The organism is Streptomyces griseorubiginosus (genome assembly GCF_036345115.1).
In the GTDB taxonomy this organism is placed as follows: Bacteria; Actinomycetota; Actinomycetes; order Streptomycetales; family Streptomycetaceae; genus Streptomyces; species Streptomyces griseorubiginosus_C.
The window spans coordinates 3,316,609-3,330,906 of record NZ_CP107766.1; the positions used below are offsets into that span (position 1 = coordinate 3,316,609).

At 69.2% G+C, this 14,298-nt stretch carries 11 protein-coding genes; 4 read left to right on the forward strand and 7 right to left on the reverse strand.

Features of this window, described 5'->3' with window-relative positions; genetic code table 11:
• Window positions 1-29: 29 nt before the first annotated feature.
• The 4 genes from OHN19_RS14775 to OHN19_RS14790 form a co-directional block, all read right to left on the reverse strand.
• Complete coding sequence (locus OHN19_RS14775; protein ID WP_330264632.1) at window positions 30-1,823, reverse strand: ABC transporter substrate-binding protein; 1,794 nt, start codon at window positions 1,821-1,823, stop codon at window positions 30-32.
• Window positions 1,824-1,922: 99 nt separating this feature from the next.
• Entirely contained in the window at window positions 1,923-2,942 is a 1,020-nt protein-coding gene (locus tag OHN19_RS14780; RefSeq protein ID WP_330264633.1) for an ABC transporter permease, read from the reverse strand.
• 409 nt (window positions 2,943-3,351) lie between these two features.
• Window positions 3,352-5,259: a translational GTPase TypA gene (gene typA, locus OHN19_RS14785; protein ID WP_123762864.1), complete on the reverse strand. Its 1,908-nt coding sequence runs from the start codon at window positions 5,257-5,259 to the stop codon at window positions 3,352-3,354.
• A 126-nt stretch (window positions 5,260-5,385) separates the two neighbouring features.
• Window positions 5,386-7,638, reverse strand: coding sequence for an ABC transporter family substrate-binding protein (locus tag OHN19_RS14790; protein WP_330264634.1), 2,253 nt, complete (start codon window positions 7,636-7,638; stop codon window positions 5,386-5,388).
• Window positions 7,639-7,935: 297 nt separating this feature from the next.
• On the opposite strand from OHN19_RS14790, the gene OHN19_RS14795 reads away from it, so the two are divergent.
• From OHN19_RS14795 to OHN19_RS14810, 4 genes are read left to right on the forward strand one after another with little or no spacing between them, the layout of a single operon-like run.
• Window positions 7,936-8,226 carry a hypothetical protein gene (locus tag OHN19_RS14795; protein ID WP_330264635.1) on the forward strand — a complete coding sequence of 97 codons (291 nt, stop codon included), beginning with the start codon at window positions 7,936-7,938 and terminating at the stop codon, window positions 8,224-8,226.
• A 19-nt stretch (window positions 8,227-8,245) separates the two neighbouring features.
• Window positions 8,246-9,082 carry a hypothetical protein gene (locus OHN19_RS14800; RefSeq protein WP_330264636.1) on the forward strand — a complete coding sequence of 279 codons (837 nt, stop codon included), beginning with the start codon at window positions 8,246-8,248 and terminating at the stop codon, window positions 9,080-9,082.
• The gene (locus OHN19_RS14805; protein ID WP_330264637.1) at window positions 9,082-11,016 is read left to right on the forward strand and encodes a fumarate reductase/succinate dehydrogenase flavoprotein subunit; all 1,935 of its coding nucleotides are present in this window, start codon (window positions 9,082-9,084) and stop codon (window positions 11,014-11,016) included. The genes OHN19_RS14800 and OHN19_RS14805 overlap by 1 nt, the downstream gene beginning before the upstream one ends.
• Window positions 11,013-11,783 carry a succinate dehydrogenase/fumarate reductase iron-sulfur subunit gene (locus OHN19_RS14810; RefSeq protein WP_330264638.1) on the forward strand — a complete coding sequence of 257 codons (771 nt, stop codon included), beginning with the start codon at window positions 11,013-11,015 and terminating at the stop codon, window positions 11,781-11,783. Before OHN19_RS14805 ends, OHN19_RS14810 begins: the two co-directional genes overlap by 4 nt.
• Here OHN19_RS14810 and OHN19_RS14815 read toward each other — a convergent pair.
• From OHN19_RS14815 to OHN19_RS14825, 3 genes are read right to left on the reverse strand one after another with little or no spacing between them, the layout of a single operon-like run.
• Window positions 11,764-12,072, reverse strand: coding sequence for a hypothetical protein (locus OHN19_RS14815; RefSeq protein ID WP_330264639.1), 309 nt, complete (start codon window positions 12,070-12,072; stop codon window positions 11,764-11,766). The two genes, OHN19_RS14810 and OHN19_RS14815, sit on opposite strands and share 20 nt — an antisense overlap.
• Window positions 12,073-12,076: 4 nt before the next feature.
• Entirely contained in the window at window positions 12,077-13,045 is a 969-nt protein-coding gene (locus tag OHN19_RS14820; protein ID WP_330264640.1) for a phosphotransferase family protein, read from the reverse strand.
• 45 nt (window positions 13,046-13,090) lie between these two features.
• Window positions 13,091-14,185 carry a hypothetical protein gene (locus tag OHN19_RS14825; RefSeq protein ID WP_419249577.1) on the reverse strand — a complete coding sequence of 365 codons (1,095 nt, stop codon included), beginning with the start codon at window positions 14,183-14,185 and terminating at the stop codon, window positions 13,091-13,093.
• Window positions 14,186-14,298: the final 113 nt, after the last annotated feature.

Genomic DNA, 14,298 nt, shown 5'->3' on the forward strand with positions numbered 1-14,298 from the left:
TGCGCACCCCCGCGATCAGCCGTAGAGAGTTACGACTTCACGAACAGACGGTTGATGTCGATGAGGCTGGACACCGAGCCGTAGCGGGCACCACCGATGTTCGAGCCGGAGAGCTGGAACTGCTTGGTGTACCAGAGCGGGGCGGCCGGGATGATCTTCTCCAGAAGGTAGTGGTGGGCTTCCTTCCAGGTCGCGGCAGCCGCGGTCGGGTCCTCGGACAGCGCCTTCTTGATGAGGGCGTCGACCTTCGGGTCCTTCACGTGCGAGTAGTTCGGCGAACCGTCGGCGACCTGCGTGCCGTCGTAGACGGGCGTGACCACCGTGCCCGGCGACGGCCAGTCCTGGCCCCAGCCGGAGATGTACATGTCGTACGGGTTGTCGAGCTTGCCGATCTGCTCGTAGTAGCTCGCGGAGTCGACCTCCTTGGACACCACGTCGAAGCCGACCTTGGTCAGGGCGTCCTCGATGGCGACCTTGCGCTTCTGGCCCTGCTCGCTGTTGGAGTAGGCGAAGACGACCTTCTTCTCGGCGGCCGGGACCGTCTTGAGGATCTCCTTGGCCTTCGCGATGTTGCCCTGCGGCGCCTTCAGACGGCCGTACGGGTCGTAGTTCGCCTCGTAGCCCGGCAGGGTCGGGGCGAAGTAGTTCGGCGCCACGTCGCCGCCGTAGGCACCGCCCTCACCGGCGATGAGCGACTTGGAGTTGACCGCGTAGGTGATGGCCTGGCGGACCTTGATGTCCTTGACCCGGTCGAGGTTGAACGACAGCTGCATGACGTAGGGCTGGTAGCCCTTGACCGTGCGCTTGTTGACCGCCGCGTTGCCGACGACGTCCTGGATCTGCGTGGACTCGACGCTGCCGGTGAGCTGGATGGCGTTCTTGTCGGCGCCCTGGTCGGCGATCAGACGCTTGGTCTGGGTCGACTCGGTGATGCCGAACTGGATGTCGAAGCTGTCCGCGTACTGGTGGCGCACGGAGTCGGTCTTCGGGTCCCAGTTGGTGTTCTTCGTGAGAACGAGTTCCTTGCCGACCTTGTTGGAGGCGATCTTGTACGGGCCCGTGGCGACCGGGGCCTTGTCGTACTTCTCCTTGGTGTCCGTCTTCTCCGGGACGATGGCGTAGCCGGCCATGGCCAGGGTCTGCGGCAGGTCCGGGCGCGCGGTGTCGAAGTGGAAGACGACCGTCTTGTCGTCCGGCGTGGCCAGGACCGAGTCGGGCAGGTGCTTGCTGCCGAAGCCGCCGTCCGGGAGCGCCTTGCGGTAGTCCGCGCCGCTCAGCCAGGTCTGGAGGTAGGTCGGGCCGTCGAAGATGAACTTCGCGTACTGGCGCTCGACGGTGTGGCGGACGTCGGCGGACGTGATGGGGCTGCCGTTCTGGTCCTTGATGCCGTCCTTCAGCGTGAAGGTCCAGGTCTTGCCGCCGTCCGAGGACTTGCCGGCGTCGGTGGCGAGGTCACCGACGACCGAGACGCCGCCCTTGCCGTCCTCCTTGAACTGGGTCAGGCGACGGAAGAGCAGGTTGGCGACCTGGCCGGCGTCGGAGACGTAGATCTGGCCCGGGTCCAGGTGCGAGAGGCCCGCCTCCTGGTACACGTTGATCGTGCCGCCGGGCTTGGCGCCCGGAACTTCCTCGGCAGGACCCGTCGAGCCCGCGGCGTCGGCGTAGGTGACCGCCTTCGACTGGACGGAGGCCTCCTTCTGGTCCTTCTTCGAGTCGGCGCCGGAGTCGCCGCCCTCGTTCTTGGAGCAGGCCGTGAGAGCCAGGGAACCGGCCGCGAGGGCGACGACGATCGCGCGCGCTCTGCGCGAGCTGATGGGCTTCATGAGGCGATTACCTACCTGTCGGTTGTTATCCATGAGTACTGCCTGACGCGGCTGGTAGGCCGACGCGGGGGCGGCAGCCACCCCCCACCAATGGACGAGTTACCGCCCGGACTTGGGGTCGAAAGCGTCCCGGACCGAGTCTCCGAGGAGGTTGAAGGCCAGAACGAACATCACCAGCGCCAGGCCGGGGAAGAAGAGGAACGCCGGGTCCTGCTCGGTGTAGTTGGCAGCGGCGGCGAACAGTCGTCCCCAGTCCGGAGTCGGCTCGACGAACCCGACACCGGCGAACGAGAGGAAGGCGATGGTGAGGATGGTGCTGGGCAGCTGGAACGTGAACTGCACCAGGATCGGCGTCACCACGTTCGGCAGGATCTCCTTGCGGACGATCCGCCAGGGGGAGGCGCCGGAGACCTTGGCGGCCTCGACGAACTCCCGCTCACGCAGGGACAGCACGGTGGAGCGGACCAGTCGTGCCATACCCATCCAGCCCAGCAGCCACAGCACGATCAGCATCGCCAGTGCGCGGAAGTACGTGGGGGTCTCCTCCCGCGGGTCGACGAAGAACGCGGTGACCACGGGCATGAAGGCGATGAAGAACAGCTGCTGGGGGAAGGACAGGAAGAAGTCGGTGACGCGGCCGATCCAGTAGTCCGTACGACCGCCGAAGTAGCCGCCGATGAGGCCGATGACGACGCCGGTGGCCATCAGCAGGACGGTCACGCCGAGGGCCATGAACAGCGAGGTCCGCATGCCGTACACGAGCATGGCGAACAGGTCACGGCCGTACTGCGGCTCCACACCGAACCAGTGGTCGGCCGAGACACCGCCGAAGTAGCCGAGGGGCAGTCCGAACTGGTCCAGGACGGGCTGGTCGGCGTAGGTCGGGTCCTGTCCGTACAGCGTGTACGGGTCGGTGCCGCTGATCTTGGTCAGCAGGGGCGCGGCCAGCGAGATCACGAAGTACAAAATCACTACCACGGCGCAGATGACACCGGTACGGTCACGCTTGAAGCGCTGCCACATCAACTGGCCGGGAGAACGACCCTCGAGCTTCTGCTCGGCCTTGACAGGCTCGGCGTTCGACTCGAGCTCGGGGTCCAAGGCGACTGGACTGGTCATGTGTGTACTTCCCCCGGGGGGTTGGAGAGTTGAGCGCAGCACAGATACCGGCAGGTTCTGTGGTTTGGGGGAACTTTCGCCAAAGTGTTCAACGCGCGTCAAGGGCGGAAGGCATAGGGATCTCCCTACCGACCATATTTTGAGGAAAAATTGCAAAGATTGACACCTGCGCGCGCTTGACATGTGAGCCGACAGACCGTCAAAACGGACATACCGCAATGGATTTCTGTTCACATGTCCGAAACACGATGGACGGATTACCGATTACCGGACGGTATCGCATAGGTCACGGACAGGCTTCTTACCCGCGTACCGAAGGCCCGGCAGGACCCGTCGACGCCCCGATCCCCGGGCACGCCGAAGGCCCGGCTCCCCTCACCTCGGAGAACCGGGCTCAGCCACCGGCGGATCAGCCGTGCTTGGCGCGGCTCGCGGCGCGGGCGCGCTCGCGGGCGTCCAGGTTGACCTTGCGGATGCGGACCGCCTCCGGGGTCACCTCGACGCACTCGTCGTCGCGGCAGAACTCCAGGGACTGCTCCAGGGAGAGCTTGCGCGGCGGGACGATCGACTCGGACACGTCGGCCGTGGACGACCGCATGTTGGTGAGCTTCTTCTCCTTGGTGATGTTGACGTCCATGTCGTCGGAGCGGGAGTTCTCGCCGACGATCATGCCCTCGTACACCTCGGTGCCGGGCTCCACGAAGAGCACACCGCGCTCCTGAAGGTTCGTCATCGCGAAGGCGGTGACGGCACCGGAGCGGTCGGCGACCAGGGAGCCGTTGTTGCGGGTCTGGAGGGTGCCGAACCAGGGCTCGAAGCCCTCGTGGATGGAGTGCCCGATGCCGGTGCCTCGGGTCTGCGTCAGGAACTCGGTCCGGAAGCCGATGAGACCGCGGGACGGCACCACGAACTCCATGCGCACCCAGCCGGAGCCGTGGTTCGACATGTTGTCCATACGGCCCTTGCGGACACCCATGAGCTGCGTGACCGCGCCCATGTGCTCCTCGGGTACGTCGATCGTCATGCGCTCGACGGGCTCGTACACCTTGCCGTCGACGTCCTTGGTGACGACCTGGGGCTTGCCGATGGTCAGCTCGAAGCCCTCCCGGCGCATGGTCTCGACCAGGATGGCGAGCGCGAGCTCACCACGGCCCTGGACCTCCCAGGCGTCCGGGCGGTCGGTGTCCAGGACGCGCAGCGAGACGTTGCCGATGAGCTCGCGGTCGAGGCGGTCCTTGACCTGACGGGCGGTCACCTTGCGGTCCTTGACGGCCGACTTGGCGTCGGCGCCCTTGCCGGTGCCGCCACGGCCCACCAGCGGGGAGGTGTTGGTGCCGATGGTCATCGAGATCGCGGGCTCGTCGACCGTGATCAGCGGCAGCGGGATCGGGTTCTCGGTGTCCGCGAGGGTCTCGCCGATCATGATGTCGGGGATACCGGCGACGGCGCAGATGTCACCCGGGCCGGCCTTCTCGGCGGGCTTGCGGGTCAGCGCCTCGGTCATCATCAGCTCGGAGATCCGGACGTTGCTGATCGAGCCGTCGCGCTTGATCCAGGCGACCGTCTGGCCCTTGCGCAGCTCGCCCTGCTCGACGCGGAGGAGCGCGATACGGCCGAGGAAGTTGTCGGCGTCCAGGTTGGTGACGTGCGCCTGGAGCGGGGCCTCCTCGTCGTACGTCGGGGCCGGGATGTGCTGGAGGATCGTGGAGAAGAACGGCTCCAGGCTGGTGGAGTCCGCCGGGACCGTGCCGTTCTCCGGCTTGGTCAGCGAGGCGATGCCGTCCCGGCCGCAGGCGTAGACGATCGGGAACTCGATCTGCTCCTCGTCCGCGTCCAGGTCGAGGAAGAGGTCGTAGGTCTCGTTGACGACCTCGTCGATGCGGGAGTCGGGGCGGTCCGTCTTGTTGATGCACAGGATGACGGGCAGCCGCTGCTGGAGCGCCTTGCGCAGCACGAAGCGGGTCTGCGGCAGCGGGCCCTCGGAGGCGTCGACGAGGAGGACGACACCGTCCACCATCGACAGACCGCGCTCGACCTCGCCGCCGAAGTCGGCGTGACCGGGGGTGTCGATGATGTTGATGGTGATGACGTCCCCCCCGTCCTTGGGGTGGTACTTCACCGCCGTGTTCTTGGCGAGGATCGTGATGCCCTTCTCACGCTCCAGGTCGTTCGAGTCCATCATGCGGTCGTCGACCGAGTCGAGCTGATGGGCGGCGAAGGCACCGGCCTGCTTCAGCATTCCGTCGACGATGGTCGTCTTGCCGTGGTCGACGTGGGCGACGATGGCGACGTTGCGGATGTCGTGGCGCGTGGCCATGAAGGCGTACTCCTGGAGTGTGAGGAAGGCCGACGCGTACGTCTGTGTTACGCGGACCCTGCCGGGCTGAACACGCCACGGCCTCACCCCATCGTACGGTGCCCGCCGGGTCGGGGCTCGCCGGGCTCAGTTCCCGGACGGTCCGGAGGCGGGCTTCGCGCCCTTCCTCAGGAAGCCCATGTCCTCGTAGACCGGCGTCTGGAAGCCGAAGGCACCGGCGTTCACCAGGTTCTTCTTCGCGGCGGTCAGCTGCGGCCGCTGGTACAGCGGGATGGACCCGGCGGCCGCCCAGATCCGGGAGTCGGCCTTGCGGATCAGGCTCCGGCTCTCCGACTCGTCCAGGGTGGTGACGGCCTGGTCGAAGAGCTGGTCCACCTGGTCGGTGCCGACCCGGGTGTAGTTCTGCTCCACGTTCAGCGATCCGTCGGCGGCCGGCACCGGCTTGGCGAAGATGGGCCGGGCGTCGGTCGCCGGGAAGGCGGACGCGGGCCAGGAGTACAGCGCCAGGTCGTACTGGCCGGACGCGATGTGGTCCTTGAAGTAGCTCTCGTCGGACACCTTGGAGATCTCGGTGCGGATGCCGATCTTCGCGAGCATCGAGGAGATCCGGCCGGCCACGGTCCGCAGGGTCTCGGAGCCCGGGCCCGACGGCAGCACGAACCGCAGTGCCAGCGCCTTGCCGTTCTTGGCCAGCACCTTGGTCGCCGCGCTCGCCGGGGCGGGGGTGCCCTTCGGGGCGTAGGCCCCGGCCGGCGGGCCGCCCTGCCGCAGCTTGTTCGCGTACTGCTTGCCGTCCTGCGCGAGGTGCCGGGCGGCGCCGTCGCTCCGGTTCGCGTGGTCCTCGGGGTCCTTGTCGTCGCCCTTGCCGTCCTCGCCGACGATGTACGTCCCGTCCTTGGAGTCCTCCGTGTCCTCGGAGTCGTCCGCGTCCTTGTCGGACTTCTTGCCCTTGGCCCCGGCGGCCTTCTCCCCCTTGTCCCCCTTCTCCTTCTTCACGGGCCCGCCGTGCACCCAGCCGGCGTCGGCCAGCAGGGCCTCCGCCTCCTCGGTGTCCTGGCCGCCGAGCGCGCCGCTGTTGTCGGCGTAGGCGTCCTGGCCGGAGAGCGCGAGGTGGCTGCCGACGGGTTCGGCGGGCAGTCCGAGCGGGGTGAGGACCGCACTGGCCAGCGCCTTGCGGTCCAGGGCGCGGGCCACGGCCCGGCGGACCCGCTCGTCGGCGAGCGGACCCGAGGCGCCGTTGAGGGCGAGCTGGGTGTAGGCGGGTTCCAGGGACCTGCGGACCTCGAAGCCCTTGAGGGCCGTCTGCTGCCGCTCGTAGGCGAGGGCGGCCTCGCGCTTCTCCTCGCGGGCGTCCGACTCCTCGTCCGCGGCCTTTTCGTCGTCCTCGTGGGCCACGGCCCAGGAGCGCAGGGCGTCCGCGGCCCCGAGGTTGCTGCCGGGGCCGTGGCCGGACAGGCCGCCCGGTCCGGCGAGCGGGGTGCTGCCGGCCTTGGCGCCCGCGCGGGCGGCGAGGTTGATGCGGCCGAGGGCCTCGGGGTCGATCTCGGCGAGGTCCAGATCGCCGGCGGCCAGCGCGCCGGCCCGCTCGTCGCGCGGTACGGCCCGCAGCACGATCTCGTCCAGCTTGGCGGGATGCCCCCACCAGCGCTCGCTGCGGGCCAGGGTGACCTCGCCGTCCTTGCGGTCGACCTTCTTCAGCCGGAACGGGCCGGCGGTGACCTTGAGCTTCTTGCGGGCGGAGTCGTTGAAGGAGTCCGGGGTGCCCATGACGTCCTTCGGGTACAGCGGCGAGAACAGCGAGCGCCAGTCGGCGTACGGCCGCGCGAAGGTGACCCGGACCTCCAGGTCGTTGGCGCCGCGCTCGATCTTCTCGATGCGCTCGTAGCCGGCGTTGCGGGCGGTCCAGTACGCGGAGTCCTTGCCGGACAGGGCACGCCACTGGGCGGCGAAGTCGGCGGCGCCGATCTCCCGGCCGTCGCTCCACACGGCCTGCTGGTTCAGCTTGTACAGCACGACCTGCTGGGGCTCGGTCTCGACGACCTTCGCCGACTCCAGGTAGTCGGGGTTGATCTGCGGCCGCCCGGCCGCGTCCAGCCGGTACATCGACGGCAGGACCGCCTGGGCGACGGCGGTGGTGGTCGCGTCCGCGTCCGCCTGGAAGGTGTTCAGGGTCTCGGGGACGGCGTCCACCGCCCAGTGCAGGGTGCCGCCGTCGGCGACCTGGTCACGGGCCGCGGGCGCGATGTCCTGCTCCGCGAGTGGCTTGCTCGTCTTCTCCTCGGAGCTGCACCCGGCGAGGGCGGGCACCGCGAGGGCTCCCGCGGTGAGGAAGGCGACCGAGCGCATGACCGCGCGCAGTCCGACGCCGTTGTGGGACATCTCTGCTTACCTCCGGGAGCCGCGGGCGTTATGATCACTTTTGGCGGTATATGGAGCTGATCACATGTATGCGGCCACTGAAGAGGAAAGGGTTCGGCAACGGACGGCGACACGGCGACACGGACCGGGAAGCCCACCCGTGCGGCGCAATCGACGGCGCACGAGGGGCGCGCACCGAGGCTCACGATCCGCCAATCGGTGCACGTCCCTTCACACCGGCAGGTGTGACGCGCAACACTCGCAGGCGCATGACCGTTCCCGTGCAGGGCAACCCGCCCACGGAAGTGAGGTCACGTCATGTCCGTGAACGACGAACTGGCATCGGCCCAGCGCGCTCTCGACGAAGTGCTCCGACATGTCAAGCGGCTGGAGCAGCAGCTGGGCAGCGGCGGTCTGGAGATGCGCCGGGTCCGGATCGACGCCGACCGTCTGCGCGAGAGCCTCGCGCTGCTGAGGGAGACCGACCCGGCGCTCGCCAAGGCCCGCCGCCCGGATCTCGTCTCCATCTCCGACACCCCCTACGACAACACCCTGTGGACGGACTCGGACGACGAGGGCCTCGGCGCCCGCGACCGCAGGGCCCCCTGAACCCGACCGGAGTCAAGCGTTGGCCACTGGTACGGAACCCCCCGACACCGAACCCCATCCCGTGAGCGGCGGCGTGCGCACCGGCACGCGCGCCGCGATCGACGCCCCGCACCTGCGCACCGACCGCTGGTGGCTGGCGCCGGCGGCCACCGCCGCCGGGCTGCTCGCCTTCATCGTGTACTCGACCTGGCGGGCCTTCGCCGACACGGACTACTACGCGGCCCCCTACGTCTCGCCGTTCTACTCCCCGTGTCTGGCCGAGCGCTGCGAGCCCATGCGGCACGGCCCCAACTGGGAGCTCTTCGGCAGCTGGTGGGGCATCTCCCCCGCGATCATCATCCTGATCTTCCCGCTCGGCTTCCGCCTGACCTGCTACTACTACCGCAAGGCCTACTACCGGGGCTTCTGGGCGTCCCCACCGGCCTGCGCGGTGGCCGAGCCGCACAAGAAGTACACCGGTGAGACCCGCTTCCCGCTGATCCTGCAGAACATCCACCGGTACTTCTTCTACGCCGCGATCGTGGTCGCCGGCATCCTGACCTACGACACCGTGCTCTCGTTCCGCGACGAGAACTACGAGTGGGGCCACATGGGCCTCGGCACCCTGGTGTTCCTGGTCAACATCGTGCTGATCTGGGCGTACACCGCCTCCTGCCACTCCTGCCGGCACATCGTCGGTGGCAAGCTGAAGCACTTCTCCAAGCATCCCGTGCGCTACAAGGCCTGGCAGTTCGTCGGGAAGCTCAACGCCCGTCACATGCAGCTGGCCTGGGCGTCACTGGTGAGCGTGGCGCTCGCCGACTTCTACGTGTATCTGGTCGCCTCCGGCGCTTTCGACGATCCGAGGTTCTTCTGATGTCCGTGGTCGACCGGCAGGAATGGGACGTCGTCGTGGTCGGCGCGGGCGGTGCCGGACTGCGGGCCGCCATCGAGGCCCGCGAGCGCGGTGCCCGTACGGCCGTGATCTGCAAGTCCCTGTTCGGCAAGGCCCACACCGTGATGGCCGAGGGCGGCATCGCGGCCAGCATGGGCAACGCCAACTCGAACGACAACTGGCAGGTCCACTTCCGCGACACCATGCGCGGCGGCAAGTTCCTCAACCAGTGGCGGATGGCCGAACTGCACGCCCAGGAGGCCCCGGACCGGGTCTGGGAGCTGGAGACCTGGGGCGCCCTGTTCGACCGCACCAAGGACGGCCGGATCTCCCAGCGCAACTTCGGCGGCCACGAGTACCCGCGCCTCGCCCACGTCGGCGACCGCACCGGCCTCGAACTGATCCGCACGCTCCAGCAGAAGATCGTGTCCCTCCAGCAGGAGGACAAGCGGGAGACCGGGGACTACGAGTCGCGCCTGAAGGTGTATCAGGAGTGCACGGTCACAAGGGTGTTGAAGGACGGCAGCCGGGTCTCCGGGGTCTTCGCCTACGACCGTGAGACCGGCCGTTTCTTCGTCCTGGAAGCCCCGTCCGTGGTGATCGCCACCGGGGGCATCGGCAAGTCCTTCAAGGTGACGTCGAACTCGTGGGAGTACACGGGAGACGGCCACGCCCTGGCCCTGCTGGCCGGAGCACCTCTGCTGAACATGGAGTTCGTGCAGTTCCACCCGACGGGCATGGTCTGGCCGCCCTCGGTGAAGGGGATCCTCGTCACGGAGTCCGTGCGCGGCGACGGCGGGGTGCTGCGCAACTCCGACGGCAAGCGGTTCATGTTCGACTACGTCCCCGACGTCTTCAAGGAGAAGTACGCGGAGTCGGAGGAGGAGGGCGACCGCTGGTACGAGGACCCGGACAACAACCGCCGTCCTCCTGAGCTGTTGCCACGCGACGAGGTGGCGAGGGCCATCAACGCCGAGGTGAAGGCGGGGAGGGGATCTCCGCACGGCGGGGTCTTCCTCGACGTCTCGACACGCATGCCGGCCGAGGTCATCCGGCGCCGACTCCCGTCCATGTACCACCAGTTCAAGGAGCTGGCGGACGTCGACATCACCGCCGAGCCGATGGAGGTCGGGCCGACCTGTCACTACGTGATGGGCGGGATCGCGGTCGAGTCGGACACGGCGGCGGCCCGCGGGGTGCCGGGGCTGTTCGCGGCCGGTGAGGTCGCGGGCGGTATGCACGGCTCGAACCGGCTCGGCGGCAACTCGCTGTCCGACCTGCTGGTGTTCGGGCGCCGGGCGGGCTGGCACGCGGCCGAGTACGCGACCGGCCTCGCGGCGGACCGGCCGCCGGTCGACGAGGTCCAGGTCGACGCGGCGGCCGCGGAGGCGCTGCGGCCCTTCTCGGCGGAGGGCGCCGAGCCCGCCGTAGGGCCTCCGGAGAACCCGTACACCCTGCACCAGGAGCTCCAGCAGGCCATGAACGACCTGGTCGGGATCATCCGGCGCGAGGGCGAGATGGAGCAGGCACTGGAGAAGCTCGCGGATCTTCGCGTGCGGGCGCGCAGGGCCGGGGTCGAAGGGCACCGGCAGTTCAACCCGGGCTGGCACCTCGCTCTCGACCTTCGCAACATGTTGCTGGTCAGCGAGTGCGTGGCGCGGGCCGCGCTGGAGCGGACCGAGTCGCGGGGCGGGCACACCCGCGAGGACCATCCGGGGATGGACCGCAAGTGGCGCCGGGTGAACCTGCTGTGCCAACTGGCCGACCCGACGGGCGGGTTGGCGGCCACGGACCCGGTCCGCGGCCAGATCGACCTCACCCGTGAGACCACCGAACCCATCCGCGCCGACCTGCTCGCCCTCTTCGACAAGGAGGAGCTGGTCAAGTACCTCGCCGAAGAGGAGCTGTACGAATGAGCGGCTACACGGCCCACTTCAAGGTGTGGCGGGGTGACGTCAAGGGCGGTGACCTGGAGGACTTCAAGGTCGAGGTCAACGACGGCGAGGTGGTCCTGGACATCATCCACCGCCTCCAGGCCACCCAGGCGCCCGATCTCGCGGTCCGCTGGAACTGCAAGGCGGGCAAGTGCGGTTCGTGCTCGGCGGAGATCAACGGGCGGCCGAGGCTGATGTGCATGACGCGCATGTCGGTGTTCACCCAGGAGGAGACGATCACCGTCACTCCCCTCCGCGCCTTCCCGGTGGTCCGCGACCTGGTCACGAACGTCGGCTTCAACTACCAGAAGGCGCGGGAGGTCCCGGCGTTCGTGCCACCGGCCGGTCTCGGGCCCGGTGAGTACCGGATGATGCAGGAGGACGTGGACCGCTCGCAGGAGTTCCGCAAGTGCATCGAGTGCTTCCTGTGCCAGGACACCTGCCATGTGGTGCGCGACCACGAGGAGAACAAGCCGGCGTTCGCGGGCCCGCGCTTCCTGATGCGGGTGGCGGAGCTGGACATGCACCCGCTGGACGCGGCCGAGTCCGAGGGCCTGGACCGCAAGAAGACGGCCCAGGACGAACACGGCCTCGGCTACTGCAACATCACCAAGTGCTGCACGGAGGTCTGCCCCGAGGGCATCAAGATCACCGACAACGCGCTGATCCCCTTGAAGGAACGGGCCGTCGACCGCAAGTACGACCCGCTGGTGTGGCTGGGGTCGAAGATCAGGCGGAGGTCTTCGTAGCAGGCGCACGCTGGGCGAGGCGTTGGAGAACGCTCCCGCCGACGAGGGAAAGTGCCAGACCGAGCAACGGGACGTACACGTCCTGTGTGGGCGGGCTCCCCAGCGGCCCCAGGAACAGGAACACACCCAGCCCGACCGCGTTCAGCAGGGTGCCGAACCCGGACAGCCTCGGCCGCAGGATCGTGTCCCGGAGCCAGGGCGGCAGCCAGCCCGTCGCGAGCTGCACGGTACCGAGCACCGACAGCGCGCCCACCACCACGGCGGCCACGACCACCAACACCGAGTTCACGCGCTCACTCTCGCACGAGCTCCAACACCCTGACCAGGTTGTGTTCCGCGATCTCCCGCATCCACTCCGGGTGCGGGAAGTCGCCCTCGATCAGGCGCAGGGGGCCTGCGACCAGGGAGACGTGCATGGCGAGGCGGTACAGGCCCATCCGGTCCTCGTCCAGGTCGGGGACGCGCAGGACGTCGTAGTGGGAGCCGAAACGGATCCGCAGGAAGACGTGCTCCCACTCGACGTCGAAGTACATCAGCCCCTCGATGTCGATCAGCGCGGGCCGCCCCCGGTCGTCCAGCAGGACGTGGTCGGGACCGAGTTCGCCGTGGATGAGGGAGTGCCGGTCGCGGGGCCGTACCGCCGCGTCGAGCCGCCGCAGGCTCTCCTCCAGGTCCTCGCGCACTTCCGCGATCCGTTCGTCCCGTGCGGCGGCCTCCCCGAGGTCGCGCAGGGCGCCCTCGGTGACGCGCCGGGCGGCCGAACTCGCGGACGAGGTACCGCCGTTGTCGACGAGCACGGCCTTGCCGAAGGCGGGGCCCTCCTGCGCGTGCAGGGTCGCCAGTTCGCCGGCGAGCTGCTCCAGCGCGGCGCGCCCGGCGACCGGGTCCCGCTCCAGGACGTCCTCCAGGCTGCCGCCCCGCAGGTCCTCGACGACCACGGCGTCCTTCTCGGCGTCCGCGTACAGGAGTCGCGGGGTCCGCACCCCGGTGGCCGCGAGCCGGTCGTGGGCCGCGGTGAACACGTCACGGCTGGTGCCCGCGGAGAAGGGATCGCGGAGGTCGGATGGCCCGGCGTCCCAGTAGTCCTCGTCCGGCGACCAGACATAGGCGACGACGGTGGTGTCGTCGTCGAGGGCGAGCCGGTAGACACCCTTCTTGGTGCCGCCGCGGAGTCTGGTGACGCCGGTGAGGGTGCGGCCGGTCGCGGCGCGGGCGAGGGGGGCGAGATCGTCACGGGTGAGGTGTCTGCGGGTGGGGGTCATTCGGCAGATCGTCGCAGTGCCGGGCGCCGGGCCGCAGGTGGTTTTCTAGCGGACCCAGTCCCTCTCGTACGCCGTCCAGTCCGCCTCCGTGGCCGCGAAGTCGACGTACAGCGCCACGCCGAAGTTCGCGCGGTCCGCGTCGGTGCGGGAGAGCCCGAGGCGGACGCCCCGGACGGCCGCCGGGACGGTCTCGGCGAAGGACCAGTGGTCGAAGTTGTTCTCCCGGTAGAAGGGCAGGCCCATCAGCAGGTCGGTGGAGTCCGGGGTGACCTCGAGGGCCAGGGAGGTCTGCTGGGCGACATAGCCGCCGTAGAGGCTCTCCAGGGGCGTGGCCGTGTCGTACGACATCACCGCGATCTGGTCGACGCGCCGCGCGACCTGGCCGAAGTAGGCCTGCGACCACCACTTGGGGTGCTCGGCGAGGACGCCCGCGGCGGAGTGCAGCGCGGGCAGCGGGTCGATCTGGTGCGCGGCGACCGAGAGGGGGACGCCGTGGGCGCGGGTGACCTGGCGGAGGGTGTCGAGGAGGTCGAGGTAGTCCTGGTCGCCGGAGTGCAGGGGTTCCAGATCGAAGTGGGCGCCGTCGAAACCGGCGGCGAGGATCTGGCGGGTGGAGCGCACGACGGCGGCCCGGGTGTCCTGCTCGGCGAGGTGCATGCCGTCCGGGCTCTCGGTGGCGAGCTTGTCCCCCAGCCAGGCCTGGACGCGGATGCCGGGGGCCGCCTCGTGCACGGCGCCGATCAGCCAGGCCGCCTTCGGGTACGCCGAGGCGGGCAGCGTTCCGTCGTGTTCCAGGGGGCCCGCGTGGACGTACAGGTCCCGGATCCCGGTGCTCCGCAGGCGCCGGGCGAGGGCGGTGACGTCGGCGTCGCCCTTGCGGCCGTCCACCCAGGCGTGGCCGAGCCAGATCGCGTCCTTGTGGCGGGTGCGGGTGCCGTCGGCGGGGTCGCCGGCGTAGTTGAGACGGAGCGCGACGGCGACGGTGAGGAGGGGGAGGAGCACGACGAGCGCGAGCGCGAGGACACCCCGGCGGATCCAGCGGCGCCGCCTCGTCCTCGGCGCCGGTGCCGGTGCCGGTGCCGGTGCCGTCTGCCCCGTCTCGCCGTCCTGGTCCCCTCGTACGGCCGCCGCCTGCGGCATCCGCTCGCCGTCCTGGCGGCCCCGTGCGTCCGGTGCCTGTGACATCCGCTCCCCGTCCCCTCGCGTACCCCCGCCGTCCCACCCCGCTCGCGTCCGCGCATTCCGGACCATAC